The 19,198-nt window shown below is 66.8% G+C and carries 18 protein-coding genes; 5 read left to right on the forward strand and 13 right to left on the reverse strand.

Annotated elements, in window-relative coordinates:
* Positions 1-34: 34 nt before the first annotated feature.
* Together ABD116_RS12565 and ABD116_RS12570 are read right to left on the reverse strand one after the other, a co-directional pair.
* The gene (locus ABD116_RS12565; protein ID WP_343968315.1) at positions 35-325 is read right to left on the reverse strand and encodes a hypothetical protein; all 291 of its coding nucleotides are present in this window, start codon (positions 323-325) and stop codon (positions 35-37) included.
* 95 nt (positions 326-420) lie between these two features.
* The gene (locus ABD116_RS12570) at positions 421-993 is read right to left on the reverse strand and encodes a TetR/AcrR family transcriptional regulator (RefSeq protein WP_343968318.1); all 573 of its coding nucleotides are present in this window, start codon (positions 991-993) and stop codon (positions 421-423) included.
* A 56-nt stretch (positions 994-1,049) separates the two neighbouring features.
* On the opposite strand from ABD116_RS12570, the gene ABD116_RS12575 reads away from it, so the two are divergent.
* The 3 genes from ABD116_RS12575 (at position 1,050) to ABD116_RS12585 (ending at position 3,213) form a co-directional block, all read left to right on the forward strand.
* Complete coding sequence (locus ABD116_RS12575; RefSeq protein ID WP_343968320.1) at positions 1,050-1,688, forward strand: NAD(P)-dependent oxidoreductase; 639 nt, start codon at positions 1,050-1,052, stop codon at positions 1,686-1,688.
* Positions 1,685-2,638, forward strand: a complete 954-nt coding sequence (locus tag ABD116_RS12580) for an SDR family NAD(P)-dependent oxidoreductase (protein ID WP_343968321.1) — start codon at positions 1,685-1,687, stop codon at positions 2,636-2,638. The genes ABD116_RS12575 and ABD116_RS12580 overlap by 4 nt, the downstream gene beginning before the upstream one ends.
* A 248-nt stretch (positions 2,639-2,886) precedes the next feature.
* A complete protein-coding gene (locus ABD116_RS12585) occupies positions 2,887-3,213 on the forward strand; it encodes a hypothetical protein (protein WP_343968324.1) in 327 nt (108 codons plus the stop codon).
* 70 nt (positions 3,214-3,283) lie between these two features.
* On the opposite strand, the gene ABD116_RS12590 is transcribed toward ABD116_RS12585, so the two are convergent.
* The 10 genes from ABD116_RS12590 to ABD116_RS12635 form a co-directional block, all read right to left on the reverse strand.
* On the reverse strand, positions 3,284-4,288 hold the full coding sequence (locus ABD116_RS12590) for an ABC transporter ATP-binding protein (protein WP_343968326.1): 1,005 nt from the start codon (positions 4,286-4,288) through the stop codon (positions 3,284-3,286).
* Positions 4,288-5,301, reverse strand: coding sequence for an ABC transporter ATP-binding protein (locus ABD116_RS12595; protein WP_343968327.1), 1,014 nt, complete (start codon positions 5,299-5,301; stop codon positions 4,288-4,290). The genes ABD116_RS12590 and ABD116_RS12595 overlap by 1 nt, the downstream gene beginning before the upstream one ends.
* 67 nt (positions 5,302-5,368) lie before the next feature.
* Entirely contained in the window at positions 5,369-6,262 is an 894-nt protein-coding gene (locus tag ABD116_RS12600) for an ABC transporter permease (RefSeq protein WP_343968328.1), read from the reverse strand.
* Positions 6,255-7,181, reverse strand: coding sequence for an ABC transporter permease (locus tag ABD116_RS12605; RefSeq protein WP_343968329.1), 927 nt, complete (start codon positions 7,179-7,181; stop codon positions 6,255-6,257). Before ABD116_RS12605 ends, ABD116_RS12600 begins: the two co-directional genes overlap by 8 nt.
* Positions 7,178-8,758 carry an ABC transporter substrate-binding protein gene (locus tag ABD116_RS12610; RefSeq protein WP_343968330.1) on the reverse strand — a complete coding sequence of 527 codons (1,581 nt, stop codon included), beginning with the start codon at positions 8,756-8,758 and terminating at the stop codon, positions 7,178-7,180. The genes ABD116_RS12605 and ABD116_RS12610 overlap by 4 nt, the downstream gene beginning before the upstream one ends.
* A 230-nt stretch (positions 8,759-8,988) precedes the next feature.
* Positions 8,989-10,716, reverse strand: a complete 1,728-nt coding sequence (locus ABD116_RS12615) for an ATP-binding cassette domain-containing protein (RefSeq protein WP_343968331.1) — start codon at positions 10,714-10,716, stop codon at positions 8,989-8,991.
* 159 nt (positions 10,717-10,875) lie between these two features.
* Positions 10,876-12,186, reverse strand: a complete 1,311-nt coding sequence (locus ABD116_RS12620) for a M16 family metallopeptidase (RefSeq protein ID WP_343968333.1) — start codon at positions 12,184-12,186, stop codon at positions 10,876-10,878.
* On the reverse strand, positions 12,183-14,426 hold the full coding sequence (locus ABD116_RS12625; RefSeq protein WP_343968334.1) for a polyribonucleotide nucleotidyltransferase: 2,244 nt from the start codon (positions 14,424-14,426) through the stop codon (positions 12,183-12,185). The genes ABD116_RS12620 and ABD116_RS12625 overlap by 4 nt, the downstream gene beginning before the upstream one ends.
* Positions 14,427-14,721: 295 nt before the next feature.
* Positions 14,722-14,994: a 30S ribosomal protein S15 gene (rpsO, locus tag ABD116_RS12630; RefSeq protein ID WP_164604166.1), complete on the reverse strand. Its 273-nt coding sequence runs from the start codon at positions 14,992-14,994 to the stop codon at positions 14,722-14,724.
* A 152-nt stretch (positions 14,995-15,146) separates the two neighbouring features.
* Positions 15,147-16,106 carry a bifunctional riboflavin kinase/FAD synthetase gene (locus tag ABD116_RS12635; protein ID WP_343968336.1) on the reverse strand — a complete coding sequence of 320 codons (960 nt, stop codon included), beginning with the start codon at positions 16,104-16,106 and terminating at the stop codon, positions 15,147-15,149.
* Between the two features lie 121 nt (positions 16,107-16,227).
* Here ABD116_RS12635 and ABD116_RS12640 point away from each other — a divergent pair, with 121 nt between their 5' ends.
* Positions 16,228-17,259 carry an SGNH/GDSL hydrolase family protein gene (locus tag ABD116_RS12640; RefSeq protein ID WP_343968337.1) on the forward strand — a complete coding sequence of 344 codons (1,032 nt, stop codon included), beginning with the start codon at positions 16,228-16,230 and terminating at the stop codon, positions 17,257-17,259.
* 157 nt (positions 17,260-17,416) lie between these two features.
* A complete protein-coding gene (locus ABD116_RS12645) occupies positions 17,417-18,130 on the forward strand; it encodes a Type 1 glutamine amidotransferase-like domain-containing protein (protein WP_343968339.1) in 714 nt (237 codons plus the stop codon).
* On the opposite strand, the gene ABD116_RS12650 is transcribed toward ABD116_RS12645, so the two are convergent.
* Positions 18,127-19,110: a phosphotransferase enzyme family protein gene (locus ABD116_RS12650; RefSeq protein ID WP_343968341.1), complete on the reverse strand. Its 984-nt coding sequence runs from the start codon at positions 19,108-19,110 to the stop codon at positions 18,127-18,129. The two genes, ABD116_RS12645 and ABD116_RS12650, sit on opposite strands and share 4 nt — an antisense overlap.
* Positions 19,111-19,198 lie beyond the last annotated feature (88 nt).

Here is a 19,198-nt window from a genome sequence, read left to right on the forward strand (position 1 = left end):
CCCAACAGGCATCCGGTACCCACCTGCGGCCCGCCTACTGCTCCCCACCCGCAACGTCAGCTCGGTAAAGCACCTCACCCGTCCGGGGCTCGACAACCCGCACAACATCCTCGGTGAAGAAGAACTCGATCGGCATGCCGTCGACGAACGGACTGATGTTCGTCGTCACGTGTGCGTACTCATCGCCGAGGTCATAGCCCCAAGCGATGTTGAGCACCCTCAACCGCTGCCCATCCCGCAGCACGACCTCCGACAACTCCCCATCCCGCCCGTTGAACAGCTCGATCAACGCCTCATCCACCGGCTCCGGCTGCTCATCGCTCACCTGAAGAGTCTGCACTCTCATTGCGCTGGCCGCCCAGGCGCCGGCCCAAGCACCCTGACCGTCGCAACCGGACCGACCGCCTGGAGACCCGGACGTCAGCCGCGATCCCGCCAAGTGCCGAGGGAGTCGATCGCCGCGTCGATGAAGTCGCTGTCGACGGACTCGTGCTCGATCGTGCTGCGGTAGTAGATCGGCCCGATGGCCAGGGCGGCCGCCGACCGCGCCGCGATCCGGAGCCGGACCTCGCCGGCCGCGACCGCGTCGTCGAGTGCCTGCGCGAGACGCTCGGACAGAACGCCGGCGAACTGGCCCCGGCGGCTGTCCATGCCGGGATCCCACAGCGCGCTGTTGGCCAGCGTGGTGGTGACCGCGCGCACGTCGTGCAGTTCGAGCTGCCGCGCGATCGCGGTGAGCTCGCCATGGAGCCAGTCGCGAACCGGCTGGGTGGGAGCGTCGAAGAAGGGCATCGGCACCGTGGCCATCGCTTCGGCGAGGAGCTGATCGACTCGCGGCCAATGCCGGTACACAGTGGCGCGCCCGACCCCCGCGCGCGCGGCGACCTGAGCATGCGTGACCGCAGCAGGGCCTTCCCCGATCAGCAACTCCCGGGCCGCGGCGAGGATCGCCTCGGCGCTTCGATGGAAACGCGGATCGCTCTCGGTGGTCACCCCCTCAGTTTATGAGACAACTTGACTCATAGTCGAGAAGGACGCACCATGAATCTATGAGACAATCTGTATCAGAGAAGAGGCTGGTCGTCCTCGGAGCGACCGGAGGTACCGGCCGGCAACTCGTTGCCGCCGCCTTGAAGCGAGGACACCGAGTCACGGCCTTGGTCCGCCGGGCGGGATCGTTCGACGCCGCTACCGGACTGGTCGAGCACGTGTGGAGCGACCTCGGTGACGGCGGCTCCCTCGCTCGGGCACTGAGCGGGGCGGACGCGGTGATCAGCACTCTCGGCGGAGCGGCCAAGGGGCCGACCACGGTCTGCACGGACGCGATCCGCACCACCGTGCCGGCGATGACGCTCGCGAAGGTCACCCGATTGGTCGTTCTCAGCGCTTACGGCGTACTGGAGACGCATGACCGGTCGTTGTTCTCGCTGGCGGTCTGGGCCGGTGTCGGCGACAAGATGAAGGACAAGGAGTCCATGGAGCCGCTGATCACCGGCTCCATGCTGGACTGGACCATCGTGCGGCCGCCGATGCTGAAGGATGCCCCCGCCACCGGCAGGTACCAGGTCGGGGAGAACCTTCCGATCCGGCTGTGGGACTCGATCGGCCGGGCAGACCTCGCAGGATTCCTCCTTCGCGAGGTCGAGGACCCCCGATTCGTCCGCAAGTACCCGAGGATCCACCGATGACCGCGCCCGTCGACGTCGACGTCGACCTGTCCGGCCGGCTGGCCGTGGTCACCGGCGCGACCGGCGGAATGGGCCGGGTCATCGCCGTAGAGCTCGCGCGCCGGGGCGCGAGCGTGGTCAGCATCGCCCGGGATCCGGGGCGTGCCGACAGTCTGTACGCCGAAATCGCGGACCTGCGCGGACGAGTCGAAGTGATCGCCGGCGATCTGTCCAGCAGAGCGGGACTGACCTCCGCCACCCAGGCGATCCGCGATCGCCACCAAACGGTTCACCTGCTCGTGAACAACGCGGGCGCACACTTTCCCGACCGGCGCCTGTCCGTCGACGGAATCGAGCTGCACCTCGCCGTGGACTACCTTCCGGCGTACGCGTTGATGACCCTGCTCACCGATCAGTTGCACCGCGGCCGGGCACGAGTGGTGAACGTCGTCTCCGACACTCTTCGCGACACCCGTCAGCTCAAGCTGCCGGGCCCGGCACGACCGCCCGTACTCCGGGTCGACGACCTGCAAGACCTCACCCGGCTCAACCCGCCTGACGGATTCGTCCCCTTCCAGGCGTACGCCCGAGCGAAACTGCTGACCGTCATGGCCGGCTACCAGCTGGCCCGGGAGTGGGCGCCGGCCGGAGTGACCATCAACGCGGTCCATCCCGGGATCGTCGCCACCAGCATCATCGACGATCTCGTTCCCCCAGCGCTTCGACCGTTCCGCTCGCTGATCAGGCGCACCATGCTCACCCCCGAACAAGGTGCTGCCGCGGCCCTCCGCCTAGCCATCGACCCGGCGCTGGACGGCGTGACCGGCCGCTACTTCGTCCGCGAAACCGAGACTCCCACTCCGGCCATCTCCTACGAGACCACCGCTCAGACCCTGCTGAGAACGATCACCGACCAATTCCTCCACCAGCCCCAGCTCGAGGATCCTCGGGTCCGGGCCGATGCGGACTGAGCTTTCAGCCCTGACGCAACACGTAGACGATGGGCGCGCCCGCTGATTACGGTCGGCGACGACTACACCGCAGCGAGCAAGTACAGAGGAGATCGAATGCGCTTGAGAAGAAGCAGAAAACGAGCGGCCGCGTCCGCCCTGATGCTGATCGCCGCAGCGGCCCTCGTCCCGATGGCAGCGCAGGCGCCGGCACAAGCAGCCCCACGGTCGCGACCGGAACGACCGCCTGGACCCCGGACATCTCCCCCATGTTCGACGGCGAGTTCGTCTGGCGGGACGTAACGAGCGCCAACCGCAACGAGAAGCTCGCCATCTGCGCCGCCGCGAACGGAATCGCCTGCGTCTCGGTAGGCCAAGGCGACGGCCGGCACAGCATCTTCCACCTGTTCAGATGCGAGACCCGCACCCTCTCCAACTTCATCGACGCCCTGGCCGTCAAGAACCACCAGACCGGCGGAGTCCAAATCCACTTCTGGGGCCCCCACAAAGAAGTCTGGATCAAACCCGACCCCAACATCCTCTGGACCGTCCCCGACAACTACACCTACGACTTCGAACACCTCGACCTCTGCTGACACCAATCGACCCGGCACGTGAACCACGGTGTGAGCGCCGGAGGAGGGAAGGCGCCGGGTGGGTGAGTTGCTAGGTGGTGAGGGTTGTTGTGTAGGTGGATTGGGCTTCTTCGGCGTAGTGGCAGGCCACCGTTTGGCCGGTGGGGAGTTGGCGGAGGTCGGGGACTTCTACTGAGCAGCGGGGTTGGGCTTGGAGGCAGCGGGTGTGGAAGCGGCAGCCTGAGGGGGGTGAGACGGGAGAGGGTGGGTCGCCGGCCAGGACTATGCGTTTGCGGCCTTGGCGGGCCAGGCCGGGTTCGGCGGAGAGTAGGGCTTGGGTGTAGGGGTGGGCTGGGGCGTCGTAGACCTGGTGGTGCTCACCGAGCTCAGCGACACGGCCGAGGTACATGACGGCTACTCGGTCGGATACGTGGCGTACGACGGATAGGTCGTGGGCGACGAAGATGATGCTCAGGCCTAGTTCTCGTTGCAGGCGCATCAGGAGGTTTACCACCTGGGCCTGCACGGAGAGGTCCAGCGCGGAGACCGGCTCGTCGCAGAGCAGTACGTCAGGGTTCAGGGCGATGGCGCGGGCGATTCCGATTCGCTGGCGTTGGCCACCGGAGAACTGGTGCGGGAAGCGCGTCTCGTCCTCGGCACGCAAGCCGACTAGCTCCAGCAGCTCCCGCACCCGGGCACGGATGTCGAGGCCGCGGGAGACGTCCGGGTGCACCTCGAGCGGCTCGGCGATGATCTCGCCGACGCGCATGCGCGGGTTCAGGCTGGAGTACGGGTCCTGGAAGACGACCTGTACGTTCCGCCGCCACCGTCGAAGCTCGCGGCCGCCCATCTTGCTGACGTCCTCGCCGCCGTACAGGACCGACCCCGACGTCGGCTTCTCCAAAGCGGCGAGCAGCCGGACGAGGGTCGACTTGCCACAGCCCGACTCCCCCACGATGCCGAGCGACTCGCCACGGCGCAGGACGAGATCGACGCCGTCCACCGCCCGCACCAACGTCTTCTGGCCGAAGGAGAACGCCGGGCTGATGTCGTAGTGCTTGACCAGATTGGTTGCCAGCAGCAACTCGTCACTCATCAGACCGCCTCCTGTGCGGGGACCGACGTACGGCGGATGCAGGCAGCGTCCCGACCCGGCGCGATCGTCAACAGCGGCGGCACGATCTCCGCACACTCCGAGACAGCCTCCGGGCACCGGGTCCGGAAGGCGCAACCCGACGGGATGGCCCGCAGCGAAGGCGGCGTACCGGGAATCGTCGGCAACTCCTGACCCTTCAGATCGGCCGACGGCATCGACCCCAGAAGCCCTTCGGTATAAGGGTGCAGAGGCCGCTCCAACGCGGCCGCAGTGGCAGCCCGCTCGACCACATGCCCGGCGTACATCACCACCACGTTGTCCGCGACATCCGAGACCACCCCAAGGTCATGCGTGATCAGCACGACCCCCATCTCCCGCTCGGCCTGCAGATCCTCGATCAACTCCAGGATCTGCGCCTGCACAGTCACATCGAGCGCAGTCGTCGGTTCATCAGCGATCAGTACGTCGGGATCCAGCGCCAGCGCCATCGCCAGCATCACCCGCTGCCGCATCCCACCCGAGAACTCATGCGGATAGTCATGCACCCGCTTGGCAGCAGCCGGAATCCGCACCTGATCGAGCATCTCCGCCGCCCGCTTCATCGCGTCCGACTTCGACATTCCCCGATGCACCCGGTAACACTCGGCGATCTGCCTCCCGACCGATTGCACCGGATTCAAAGCAGACAACGAATCCTGGAAAACCATCGTGATCCGGTCCCCGACGATGCGGCGCCGCTCCTTCACCGTCATCGCGATCAGATCTTCCCCCCGGTACTTCGCAGTCCCGGAAACGATCCGCCCCGGCGGCATCTCCAAAATCCCCGTCAGCGCCTGGGTGGACACACTCTTCCCCGAACCCGACTCCCCCAGGATCGCCAGCGTCTCTCCGGCCCGGACCTGCCACGACACTGCGTCAACAGCCCGGACCGGCCCATGCGGAGTATCGAACTCCACGCTGAGGTCGTCGACCTGCAGCAGTACCTCACCCAGTTTCGGGTTGTCCGTGGTCATCGGGCCTCCCGGTCTGGACTGAGGAGGCACGATGACCCCTCGCGGCGGAGGCGGGACATCAACAGAGTCATCGCATCAACTTCGGGTCGAGGGCGTCGCGGATCGAGTCGCCGATGATCATGAACGAGATCGTCATCGTCGAGATGAACAGCGCCGGCCAGATGAACAGATGAGGTGCGTCCCGGTACGACGCCGCGACGCCGAACTGCGACCCCCACGAAATGGACGGCGGCTGCAACCCGACGCCCAGGAAGGTCAGGATCGCCTCCAGCCCGACCAGCCCGCCGACCCCCAAGGTCGTTGTCGCCAGCAACGGCGCCATCGCGTTCGGGAACACGTGCTTGCGCAGGATCCGCAACGGCGGCACTCCGACCGACCGTGCCGCCAGCACGAACTCCCGGTTCCGCACCGAGAAGACCGTCGAGCGCATCAACCGCATCCCGAGCGGCCACGACGTCAGCAGGATGACGCCGACGATGATCCAGATGCTCCGGTTGGGGACCGAGTTGAGGACGACGATCAACGCGACCAACCCAGGCAAAGAGAACAACACGTCCGCGGTACGGGAGATCAAGTTGTCCACAAAGCCCGGAAAGTACCCCGCAAGCAAGCCCAGAATCGCCGCGATCAAGAACCCACCGATACTCGCCACGACACTCACCAGCACCGACGGCCGGGCACCGTAGATGACATTGGCGAAGTAGTCACACCCCTGTACGTCGAAGCCGAACGGATGGCCAGGAGCCCGCCCCTGCTGCGACTTGCCCAGCTCACAGAACCGCGGATCCGTCGCAGTGAAGATCCGCGGCACCGCGGCCATCAGAAAGAACGTCAGCACGAGCACCGTACAAAGCACGAACTGCGGTTTCCGCAGCAATGCCCGGAGCAACTCGCGGTTCGACAGCGTCCGCGCGCCCAGCTCCAGGGCCTCGGACTCGAAGATCGCCTGCGTCTCAGACATTGCGCACCCTCGGATCGATCGCGCCGTAGATGATGTCGACGATCAGGTTGACGGCGATGAACATCACGAAGGCCAGCGTGGACAGCAACACGACCACGCCACCTTCTTTCAGCTTGATCGCCTGGAACATGAACTGGCCGAGCCCCGGCAGGTTGAAGATGCTCTCGGCCAGCAACGCGCCGGCGAAGATGCCGCCTACGTCGACGCCCATGAAGGTCACCATCGGCAGCAACGCGTTCGGCAGCACATGGCCCCACAGGATCCGCTGCTCCCCCAACCCCTTCGCCCGGGCGGTCTTCACGAAGTCGGCGTTGGCGGTCTCGACGATCGAGGTCCGGGTCAGCCGGGCCAGACCGGCGAACCCGGTCAGACCGATACAGATCGCGGGCAGCAGGTACGACGTCGGATAGCCGTGCGCGATCCCTGACACCGGCAACCACTTCAGCTCGACGCCGAACACGTACTGCGCAGCGAAGTACACGACCAGCAGCGGCACCGCGAGGATGAACAGCGTCGCGAGCAACAGGATCCGGTCGACCGCGCCGTTGCGCCTGAACCCGGCGTACAGACCGAAGAGCAGGCCGGCGATCCACTGGATCACCAGCCCCATCGTGGCCAGCTTGAGCGTCACCGGGATCCGCAGCCGCAGCTGGGACGCGATGTCGGCGCCCGCGAACGTAGTACCGAAGTTGCCGGTGAAGATGTCCTTCATCGACAGCAGGTACTGCACCACGAACGGGTCGTCGAGGTGGAACTGCGCCCGCTTGGCCGCCATCACGGCCGCCGGGATCGGCTTGTCACCAGCCAGTTCGCGCAGGGGGTCCCCGGGCATCGCGAAGACGAGCGCGAAGACCCCCAGCGTGACGATCAGGCCGATCGGCACCGCCGACAGGATGCGGCGGACGACGAACCGGGTCATTTGAACGTGGCGTAAAGCGGCTGTACGCCGGTGTACTTCGAGACCCGCGGCTCGATCTTGGCCGAGTGCAGGAACGCGTCCTGCTTGGCGTACAACGGAATCAGCGGCATGTCCTCGAGGGCGATGTCCTCCACCTGCTGGTAGAGCTTGATCGCGGCCTCCGGGTTCGGCTCCGCGTCGCCCTTGGCCAGCAGCGCGTCCAGCGCGGGGTTGCTGTAGTGGGCGAAGTTCGCGTCACCGGTGGTCTTGAACATCGGCGTCAGGTAGTCCTCGATCGACGGGTAGTCGTGACCCCAGCCGCCGAACCGCAGGCCGTCGAGCTTGCGCTGCTGGGCCAGCTCGGTGAGCTCGGAGCCGACCTTGCCGGTGTACTTGACCTCGAGCCCGAGGTTCTGCCGGAGCATGTTGCCGATCGCCTCGGCGAACAGCTGCCCGGTCGCCGACGTGGTGTTGTAGTTGATGTTCAGCGGACCGGAGAAGCCGCCCGCCTCGGCCAGCAGCGCCTTGGCCTTGGTGACGTCGAAGCTGCAGTACTTGCAGGCGTCGGCGCGGTAGCCGTCGATGTCCGGCGAGATCAGTCCGTTGGACGGCGTCGCCAGGCCGACCAGGTCGGCGAGCGCCTTGCGGTCGATCGCCTCCGAGAACGCGTGCCGCAGCTTGGGATTCTTGAACCGCTGGTCCCAGGCCGGCATCACCAGATAGTTCGCGCCCGAGCTCTCACCGGTCACCCAGCCGTCCGGGGCGTCGGTCTTGAAGGTCTTGATCTTGGTCGGCGGGACACCGACGAAGTCGACCGTGCCGGCCAGGAACTCGTTGTACGCCGTGTCCGCGTTCGGGATGAAGCGGAAGGTGATCGCATCCGCCTCGGGCGCGTTCGGGCCCTTGTAGCCGTCCCACTTGGCCAGCTTGATGTCTCCGCCGTTGCTCCAGTCACCGTCCAGCTTGAACGGCCCGTTGCCGATCGGCTTGCGCTTGTACGCGTCCGGGTCCTTGCGCACCTCCTCGGGCAGCGGCGCCAGGCCGAGGTACTGCAGGGTCAGCCCGAACTGCGAGAACGGCACCTTGAGCTTGACCGTGAAGGTCAGGTCGTCGACCTGCTTGAGGCCGCTCATCTCCTTCACCGAGGTCGGCTTCGGGGTGGCGCCCTCGGCGGTCGGCGGGTTCAGCGCGTCGTACCCCTCGACCTTGGAGAAGAAGCCGTTGTTGTCCCAGGCGTTCGAGCCCTCGGCGGTCAGGTTCCAGCTGTCGACGTAGTCCTTCGCGGTCAGCGGCTGACCGTTCTGGAAGCTGTTGCCGGGCTTCAGCTTGATCGTCCAGGTCTGGCTGGTCTTGTCCGGGGTGACGGACTCGGCCATCACGTTGACGACCTTGCCGGTGTTCGGGTCGGTCGCCACCAGCGGCGCGAACATCGCCTGGGCGACCTGGATCCCCGGGCTGCTGTTCTCGTTCAGCGGGTTGATGAAGTCGAGCGGATCCGAAGCGAGCGCGATCACCTCGCTCTTGGCGCCACCCGTCCCCGAACCACTGCCCTTGCCGTCGCCACAGCTGGTGAGCACCAGTGCGAGACCGAGCGTCACCCCCAGAACCCCAGTGACTCGTCGCACGTCGAACCAACTTCCTCGGCGGAGGGCCGGTAGGCGGAATAGCCGCCATGTTGGCTGGTCGAAACTGGCCATGTCAACGTTGTCAGCGACAAACGGGAGGCAAGTAACAAACGCGTTACCTTGACGAGACCTCAGAGCACCCTGCGCACACTCCGCCTGCAAAGGTCAAGAACCCACCCCCAATTACCCCAAGTCATCAGACCTCAGCGAGCCTCGTCACGCTCCGTAGACTGCCCGTCGAAGATCTCCGCGAACCGCCCTTCCGGTACTGCGAACAGCTCCGCGTAGCTGCCCTTCTGGACCACCCGGCCCTCGTCGATCACGTAGATCCGGTCCATCTCCCGCAACGTCCACGCCCGATGCGACACCACGATCGTGATCCGCCCGGCCCTGGTCCGGCTCAGCTCGCCGAAGATCTCCCGCTCCGCCTCCGCGTCGATCGCCGAGGTCGGCTCGTCGAGGATCCAGATCCCCGCGTCGCGCAGACAGATCCGCGCCAACGCCAAGCGCTGCCACTGCCCACCCGAGATCCCCCGCCCACCCCACTGCTGCCCAAGTTGCTCGTCCAGCCCCAGACCGCGGGTGAATGCGCCCGCCTCGGCCGACTCGAGAGCCGCCCGCACATCCTCGTCCGGTACGACGTCCGCCGGCGACCCGAGCCCAACCGACTCTCCCAGCGTGAACTCGAACTTCCCGAACTCCTGCACCAACATCCCGAAGTGCCCAAGTCGCTCGCCCTCGCTCATCGTCGCCGCATCGACCCCGTCGATCAGTACCCGCCCCGCGTCGACGCCGAGCAGCCCGATCAGCGCGTTGATCGCGGTCGTCTTACCCGCGCCGTTGACGCCGACCAGCGCGATCATCTCGCCCCGCTCAGCCCTTAGCGACACGTCCCTCAAGGCCGGCTCGGCAGCGCCGGGGTAGGTGAAGCTCACGTTCTCCAGGCAGACCTCGCCGACACCGTGCCTGACCGTCTGAGTTGATGCAGGCGGGACGCTCGCCAGGAAACGCCTGTAGATAAGGGCTTGTGGAGCCGCCGTGATGATCGTCCCGAACGCATATCCGCAGGTCCTGATCGCGTTGAGCCCCGAGATCGTGCCCGCCACCGCTGCGGCCGCCCCCGCTCCCGATGCACCGCCCAGCACCAGCGCAACCAACGCTCCACCGAACAGCAATGCTGTGGCGAGCGCCGCTGCGAGCTCCACCAGCATCGCCTTGCGAACCATCCGATCGAGCACCTGAGTCGCGTCGCCACGATGAGCCGCAACCAGCGCCGCCACCTTCCGCCCGGACCCCAGCACCGCCAGCTCAGTCCCCGGCCGTTGCTGCACGAGCTGCTCGGTCGCGTAACTCGCCCGCCGATCAAACGCCGCAACCTTCGGCCACCCATCCGCCTCCATCTGCGAGATGACCGTGAACCCCAGAACAGTAGGCACCAACGCAGCCACCACAAGGAGCCCAGAGATCGGGTTGATCGCCCACACGACGGCGCACAGCATCACCGAGGTGACGGCGGCGCCGAGCACTTGGAGAGTCCGGCCCGGGACGTCGTCCATCACAGCCGTCGCCGTCTGGCTCGCCTCCAAGTCGGTCACCACCTCGGGCCGGGCCAGCATGCTGGGCGTCAACCGCGCGGCGGCGTACGCGAGGTCCGAGCGGTAGCGCAGGCGGAGTCGCAACGCCATCCGCTGGGTGGACGACAACGCGACCTGGCCCAGCGGATACATGACGCCGACGACGGCAGTAAGCCCGGCCAACGCGAGCCACGGATCGGTGCCGATGTCATCGATCAGGCCTTCCAACAGAACGACCTGAGCAGCGGGCAGTACTGCCTGGGCAAGGAGCAGGAGGGAGGCAATGGCGAGCCAGCCAGGAGTGTGGCGGGCGGCGTCGCGGAGGGCGGCACGAGCGGTGCCGAGGGAGTCCAGCACGAGATCCTCTTTCGCAGAAGGGCAGGCGAGATCTCACCGGGGTGAGATACGTCGGCCGCCAAATGCGATGAGATTCCGTTCAGAGTGGAACCCAGAGGCAGATAACGCTGTGACGCAACGAACCGCAGCCTACCAATCGGCAGGCCGCGGTTCGAGGGGTCAGACGGTGAAGAGGGTCTTGTCTTTGAAGGGGCCCATGACGGTGAGGGTTTGGGCGCCGGCGTAGAGGTCGGCGGCCAGGGTGGTTACGTCGTCGAGGGTTACCGTGTCGATGCGGTGGAGGATCTGGTCGACGGTGGGGAGTTCGCCGTAGACGAGTTCTGCCTTGGCGATGCGGGTCATTTTGGCGCCGGTGTCTTCGAGGCCCATGACCACCGAGCCGCGCATCTGGCCTTTGCCGCGGAGGAGTTCGTCGGGGGTGATGTTGCCGTCGGCAATGTTCTCCAGTTCGGCGCGGACCACCTCGAGGACCTCGGGGGCCTTCTTCGGCAGGCAGCCGGCGTAGACGCCGACCATGCCGGAGTCGGCGTACGCCGAGCCGAACGTGAACACCGAATACGCCAGGCCGCGCTTCTCGCGCACCTCCTGGAACAGCCGCGACGACATCCCGCCACCGACGATGCCGTGCAGGACGCCGGCGGCGTACCGGCGCTCGTCGTTGCGGACCAACCCAGGCATGCCCAGCACGAGATGCGCCTGCTCGACGTCGCGGTAGTGAACCTCCACTCCCCCGTACGTCGGGACGCGACGCTTCGCCTCAGGTCGCACCGGCGCCGGCTCTGCCTCAGCAGTCATCCAGTGCCGCTCGAACGCCTTGCGCACCAGCCGGACGACATCGGAGTGCTCGACGTTGCCGGCCACCGAGACGACGATGTTCTCGGGCAGGTAGCGGCGGCGGTACCAGCCGCGGACCTGGCGAGGCGTCAGGCCGGCCACCGATTCCGGCGTACCGGTGATCGAGCGGCCGAGTGGGGTCTCACCCCACAGTTGCTCGGCGAACAGGTCGTGGATGTGGTCCGACGTCTCGTCGGCGTGCATCGCGATCTCTTCGTCGATGACGTCGCGTTCGCTCTCGATATCGGCTTCCGTCAGCGTCGCCGAGGTGATCATGTCGCAGATCACGTCGACCGCCAGCGGCAGGTCGGAGTCGAGCACCCGGGCGTAGTAGCAGGTGTACTCCTTGCCGGTGAACGCGTTCATCTCGCCACCGACGGCGTCCAGCGACGCCGAGATCTCCATCGCGTCGCGCCGTTCGGTGCCCTTGAACAGCAGGTGCTCGAGGAAGTGCGTCGCGCCGGACAGGTGGACCGGCTCGTCGCGCGAGCCGACGCCGACCCACACGCCGAAGGTGACCGAGCGGAAGCCCGGTACGGACTGGGAAAGCACGCGGAGCCCGGAGGGCAGGACGGTCCGTTTGACCGGACCGCCCTCCTCCGGGCTCAGCAACGTGCTGGTGATGGCACGTGTCACTCGGCGGGAGCGACCTCTGCGTCATCGGCCTTGGCTGCATCTTCAGAAGCAGCCTTGGCTGAATCTTCATCCAGGACCGGGATCAGCGACAGCTTGCCGCGGTCGTCGATCTCGGCGATCTCGACCTGGAGCTTCTGGCCGACGGACAAGATGTCCTCGACGGCCTCCACCCGCTTGCCACCGGCCAGGCCGCGCAGCTTCGAGATGTGCAGCAGACCGTCCTTGCCGGGGAGCAGGGAGATGAACGCACCGAAGTTGGTCGTCTTGACGACCGTTCCCAGGTAGCGCTCGCCCTTCTCCGGCATGGTCGGGTTGGCGATCGCGTTGATCATCGCGCGCGCCGCGTCGGCCGAGGGGCCGTCCGTCGCACCGATGTACACCGTGCCGTCGTCCTCGATGGAGATGTCGGCACCGGTCTCGTCGGTGATCTGGTTGATCATCTTGCCCTTCGGGCCGATGACCTCTCCGATCTTGTCCACGGGGACCTTGACCGAGATGACCCGCGGCGCGAACTCGCTCATCTCGCCGGGTGCGTCGATGGCCTTGGCCATCACGTCGAGGATGGTCAGGCGGGCTTCCTTGGCCTGGGTCAGCGCGCCGGCCAGCACGCTGGCCGGGATGCCGTCGAGCTTCGTGTCCAGCTGGAGGGCCGTGACGAAGTCCTTGGTACCGGCGACCTTGAAGTCCATGTCGCCGAACGCGTCCTCGGCGCCGAGGATGTCGGTCAGCGCGACGTACTCGGTCTCGCCGTCGACCTCACCGGAGATGAGGCCCATCGCGATACCGGCGACGGGGGCCTTCAGCGGCACACCGGCCGAGAGCAGGGACAGCGTCGAGGCGCAGACCGAGCCCATCGAGGTGGAGCCGTTCGAGCCGAGCGCCTCGGAGACCTGACGCAGCGCGTACGGGAAGTCCTCACGCGACGGCAGGACCGGCACGAGGGCGCGCTCGGCGAGGGCGCCGTGGCCGATCTCGCGACGCTTCGGCGAACCGACCCGGCCGGTCTCACCGGTCGAGTACGGCGGGAAGTTGTAGTTGTGCATGTAGCGCTTGCGCGTCTCCGGGGAGAGCGTGTCGAGCTGCTGCTCCATCCGGAGCATGTTCAGCGTGGTGACACCCATGATCTGGGTCTCGCCGCGCTCGAAGATCGCCGAACCGTGCACCCGCGGCAGCACCTTGACCTGCGCCTTGAGCGGACGGATGTCGGTCAGGCCACGGCCGTCGATGCGGACCTTGTCCTTGAGCACGCGCTGGCGGACCAGCTTCTTGGTGAGCGAGCGGAAGGCTGCGGACAGCTCCTTCTCGCGACCCTCGAAGTCGGCGGCCAGCTTGTCGACCACGGCCGCCTTGACGGCGTCGGTGGCGTCCTCGCGGTCGTGCTTGCCGGCGATCGTCAGAGCCTGCGACAGCTCCTCGGTGGCAGCGGCCTCGACGGCGGCGAACGCGTCGTCTTGGTAGTCCGGGAAGACCGGGAAGTCACCGGTCGGCTTGGAGACCTTGGCAGCCAGCTCGGACTGCGCCTCGACCAGCGTCTTGATGAACGCCTTGGAGGCCTCGAGGCCCTGGGCCACGACCTCTTCGGTCGGCGCCTGCTTGCCGGCGGCGACGGCGTCGAACGTGCCCGGGGTGGACTCGGCCTCGACCATCATGATCGCGACGTCACCGGAGTCGGTGACGCGACCGGCGACCACCATGTCGAAGACGGCGTCCTCGAGCTCGGTGTGGGTCGGGAACGCGACCCACTGCTTGTCGATCAGGGCGACGCGGGTGGCGCCGATCGGGCCCGAGAACGGCAGCCCGGCGATCTGGGTGGACATCGACGCGGCGTTGATCGCCAGCACGTCGTACAGCGTGTCCGGGTTGAGCGCCAGGACCGTGATGACGACCTGGATCTCGTTGCGCAGGCCGGAGACGAACGACGGCCGCAGCGGGCGGTCGATCAGCCGGCAGGTCAGGATGGCCTCCTCGGAGGGACGGCCTTCGCGACGGAAGAACGAGCCCGGGATGCGACCGGCGGCGTACATCCGCTCCTCGACGTCCACCGTCAACGGGAAGAAGTCGAACTGGTCCTTGGGCTTCTTGCTGGCCGTGGTGGCCGACAGCACCATCGTGTCGCCGTCGAGGTAGGCGGCGGCGGAGCCGGCGGCCTGCTGGGCCAGACGGCCCGACTCGAAGCGGATGGTACGGGTGCCGAAGCTGCCGTTGTCGATGACGGCTTCAGCGAACTCTGCGCCCTCCATGGGCGCGTTTGTGGATCCCGACACGGGATACCCCTCTCGTCACTTGAGACGACTGTGAGGCGCGAGTCTCCCGGGGTGTGCCGGTCTTCGATCGAGGCCCGCGGGTGCTGCGCCTGGTGTTGCCGCGCTGTCCCGAAAGCCACTACCGAGGACCGGTCGTCGGCCGGTACGCGTCTCGCGTCGTCTCGTTGTCGTTGATTATTCAGTTGTTCCGCACGGTCGTGCGGTGCTCCGCGCTGTTGCACGGATACGCGAGAAGCGGCCACCCGGAACGCGGTGGCCGCTTCTCACGACGTCATCGGCGAAGGCCGAGCCGCTCGATCAGGGACCGGTAGCGGTTGATGTCCTTCTTCGACAGGTAGTTCAGGAGCCGGCGACGCTGGCCGACCAGGAGCAGCAGACCACGACGGCTGTGGTGGTCGTGCTTGTGCTCCTTCAGGTGCTCGGTCAGATCGGCGATCCGGTGCGTGAGCAGCGCGACCTGGACCTCGGGGGAACCGGTGTCGCCCTCGGTCAGGGCGTACTCGCCGATGATCTTCTTCTTCGCCTCAGGATTGGCTGACGACACGTAGTGATCCTCTCGATGTCCGTTGCGCGGCGCACCGGGGCTTAGGTCACCCGGGCACTCTCGATCCGCGGCCGTTCAGACGGCAGCGCCCAGGATATCAGTCCGTGGACGCGTCACCCTAATTCGTGACCCCTAGCGAGTGTCGCTTCGGGTCACTGGGTAAGGATCCGGCGTGCCCCGTCGACGTCGAGCTTCATCTGGACCAGGAGGTCGTCGATGGTGTCGAAGCGGATCTGGGTGCCGCGCAGGCGGGTGACGAAGTCGATCGCGACCTTCGAGCCGTACAGCTCCAGGTCGTCGCGGTCGAGCACGTACGACTCTACCCGGCGGTCCATCCCGTCGAAGGTGGGATTGCTGCCGACGCTGATCGCGGCCGGCAGCGGTTCGGCGTACTGCGGAGCGCCCGGAGCCGGTTCGAGGACGGTCAGCCAGCCTGCGTACACGCCGTCGAGCGGAACCGCCGCGCCGGGCAGGGCGGGGATGTTGGCTGTCGGGTAACCGAGTTCGCGCCCACGCTTGTCGCCCTCGATGACGACTCCGGTGACCCTGAGCGGCCGTCCGAGCGCCTCGGCGGCCCCTTCGACGTCACCCTTGGCGATCAGGTCCCGGATGTACGTCGAAGACCACGGCTGGGCGTCACCCGCCAGGCTCAGGCCCTCGACCTGGAACCCGGCCGCCGCACCGGCCGCGACGAGCGTGTCGACGTGTCCCGCGGCCTTGTGGCCGAAGCGGAAGTTCTCCCCCACCACGACCGCCTTGGCGTGCAGGGTCTTGACCAGGACCTTGTCGATGAACTCTTCCGGCGACCAGTTCGACACGTCCTTGTCGAACGGCAGGATCAGTACGGCGTCCGCGCCGGCCGCGCCGAGGAGCTCCGCCCGCTGCGTCGGCTCGCTGATCATCGCGGGAGCGTGGCCGGGGCGTAGTACCGCCATCGGATGCGGGTTGAAGGTCATCGCGACCACCGGCAGTCCACCGAGCTCGGCGGCCCGCGCCTTGGCGTGCCGCAGTACCTCCTGATGACCGCGGTGCACGCCGTCGAAGTTGCCGATGGTGACGACCGACGGCCCGAACCCCGGGTCCACCTCGCCCAAACCGTGCCAGACATGCATGGCAGAAGGATTCCACGTGACCGGTCGAGGTGTATCAACAGGTCCCATCGTCACCCCTTGTAATCGGACGGTGACTCAACTTAGATTGGGCCCGCACTTCTTTCGCACCCTCGGAGGTTCGGTGAAAGTTCAGCGTCTCGTCGCCGCCTGCAGTTCGGCGGTACTGGTCGGTTCGATGTCCCTCACGAGTACCGCTCAGGCTGCCGCCCCGGCCTTCGCGCCCGTCGTTTTCAGCAAGTACGTCGCTCTCGGTGACTCCTACTCCTCGGCGCCGCTGGTGCCGCTGCCCGACATCCTGTCGCTCGGCTGCCTGCGGTCGTCCAACAACTATCCGAAGCAGCTGGCTGCTCAGCTGCGGGTGACGTCCTTCACCGACGTCAGCTGCGGTGGCGCGGACACGACGAACATGACCCAGCCGCAGAGCACGCCGCTCGGGACGTTCCCACCGCAGTTCGACGCGCTTCGGCCGGACACCGATCTCGTCACCGTCGGGATCGGTGGCAACGATTTCGGAGTCTTCGGAGACATCACCGGGACCTGCCCGGGGCTGCGCGCGGCCGATCCTGCCGGGGCGCCGTGCAAGAAGCACTTCACCGTCGACGGCGTCGACACGCTGGCGGCGAAGATCACCCAGACGCAGGCCCGGATCACCGAGGTGGTGAAGGGGATCAAGCTGCGCTCACCGCGCGCGACCGTAGTACTGGTCGGGTATCCGAAGATCGCGCCGGAGAAGGGTGTCTGTCCGGCGATCCTGCCGTTCTCCGATGGCGACTACGCCTATCTGTATTCGGTCGAGCAGAAGCTCAACCAGGCGGTGTCGGGCGCCGCGGCGGCCGGCGGGGCTGTGTATGTCGACACCTTCGGGCCGTCCACCGGGCATGATGCATGTGCTCCTGATGGGCAGGCGTGGATCCAGGGCAAGGACATCAACCTGCTCCGGGCGCTGAACTACCACCCTCGATACGAGGGGCAGGCGGGCGTGGCGTCGCTGACCTACAAGAAGCTGACCGGTACGCCGACGACCATCACCGCCGCCGAGCAACTGCGCTGGACGACGGAAGCCCGCGAACTCAGCCGCAAGGCTGCTCTGTCGAAGTCCACCCCGGCCGTCAAGGCCACCCTGAACCGCCTACGGACCGGCGCGCAACGCTGACCCTTTCCAATCCGTACGGCGGACACCGGACCGGCCCCTTTCACGCGGGGGACCGGTCCGGTGCTCATTCCGGTGCTCGATTCCGGGGCTCGTGTCGGATCATGGTCGGGCTGTTCGTTGCGGGGGTGAGAGAGGTTCCGCGGATGGGAAGGGTGTTATGAGACTTCTACTGACTTCTGCCGGTGTGGGGAACGACAGCATTCGGGCTGCGTTGGCCGAACTGCTGGGCAAGCCGATCGAAGCGTCCAGCGCGCTGATCATTCCCACGGCTCTGTATCCCTTCCCTGGTGGGGCAGGGATGGCGCGGCGGGCGATCGCCGGCGAGGGACCTGGGCGGTTGGCCGACCTGGGCTGGAAGTCGTTGGGGGTGCTGGAGCTGTCGGTACTGCCGAGCATCGACGAAGAGGCTTGGGTACCGGCGGTCCGGGACGCTGACGCCTTGCTGGTGTGTGGCGGGGATCCCTTGTTTCTCGCCGACTGGATGCGGCGGTCCGGGCTCGCTGAGCTGCTGCCTACGTTGCGCTCCGAGGCGGTCTATGTGGGGGTGAGCGCCGGGAGTATCGCGACTGCGTCCACCTTCGTTGAGACGTATACCGAGCCGCCGCGTGGAAGCTCGGTGCCGCTCGAGGAGGTCGTCTTCGAGGGTGACGTCTCACGGCTCTTGGTCACTGGGCAGGGCGTTGGGCTGGTCGACTTCGCGGTGATCCCGCATTTCGAGCACCCGCAGCATCTCGACGCTTCGCCGGCCAACGCCGAGACGTGGGCGGCGCGGATTCCCGTACCGACGTACGCGATCGACGATGCGTCCGCGATCAAGGTCGTCGACGGTGTGGTCGAGGTCGTCTCCGAGGGGCAGTGGAGGCTGTTCTAGAGCATGCGGTCGAGGGAGCGGTGGATGTAGCCCATCGTCTTGTCCCGGCCGGCCGCGAAGGACGGGTTGACCTGGGCCATCCCGGCGTACCAGAGCCCGAAGGCGACGTACCGGGTGGCGATGAAGTCGTCGAGGTGTGTGAGGTCGGGCAGCTCGCGGTGGTGCGCGTACCCGTCGATCAGCGCCGCGCGGTATTCGGGGTAGTCGTCGCGGTGGTGGTTGTCCCACAGCGGTACTGCGAGGTCGTAGAGCCAGTAACCGAAGCCGCAGTCGTCGAAATCGATGATCCGCACGGTCTCGCCGTCGAAGAGCGCGTTGTCCAGATGCAGATCGGCGTGGATCAGCCCGAAGCCGTCTGCTCGCTGGCCAAGCTCCTTCATGACTGCTTGCATCCGCCGCGCGACCTCGTCGAACTGGGCGTTCACTTGCGCCGGCAACAGGTCCCAGCAGTCGGCCGCGGACACCCCGCCGTACTCCATCGTGTTGCCGAAGAAGGACTCCCAGTCCCATCGCATCCGCGTGAATCCCTTTGGTGGAGTCCACCCCGAAGCGTGCTCGTGCAGCCGCGCAAGCACCCCACCCAACCGCCGGAAATGCACCGCCTTCGGATGCGCGGATCGAATCCGCCCGCCCTGCCACCCCAGCACCGAACAGACCCGCCCATCGACGACGGCCGTCCACTCCCCCGAACGCGTCCGAACCGGCGACGGCACACTCGACTCCGTCTCCCTACCCAACGCCGCCAGCCACTCCAACTCCGCCGCCACGGCGACCCTCGAATCAACCCCCAGCCCATGCCGGTTGGCCCGATGCACCCGCATCAGAAACCGCCCGTCCACGGAGTCAACCCGGAACGTCGTGTTCTCCCCATGAGCGATGAAGGAAAGCCGCGGCTCGACAACCGGATACTCCGCCAAGGCTTGCCTGGCCGACCGCCGGATACCCGCAACCTGAGCCCGCTCCGACACCAGTTCAACCATCCCGGCAGCGTATCGACGCCCCCACTACCCCACCACGCATTTCCCACCGTCCACCCACACCGCCGGCGCAGCTCCGCCACCCCGTACG

Source organism: Kribbella koreensis (genome assembly GCF_039525325.1).
Taxonomy (GTDB): domain Bacteria; phylum Actinomycetota; class Actinomycetes; order Propionibacteriales; family Kribbellaceae; genus Kribbella; species Kribbella koreensis.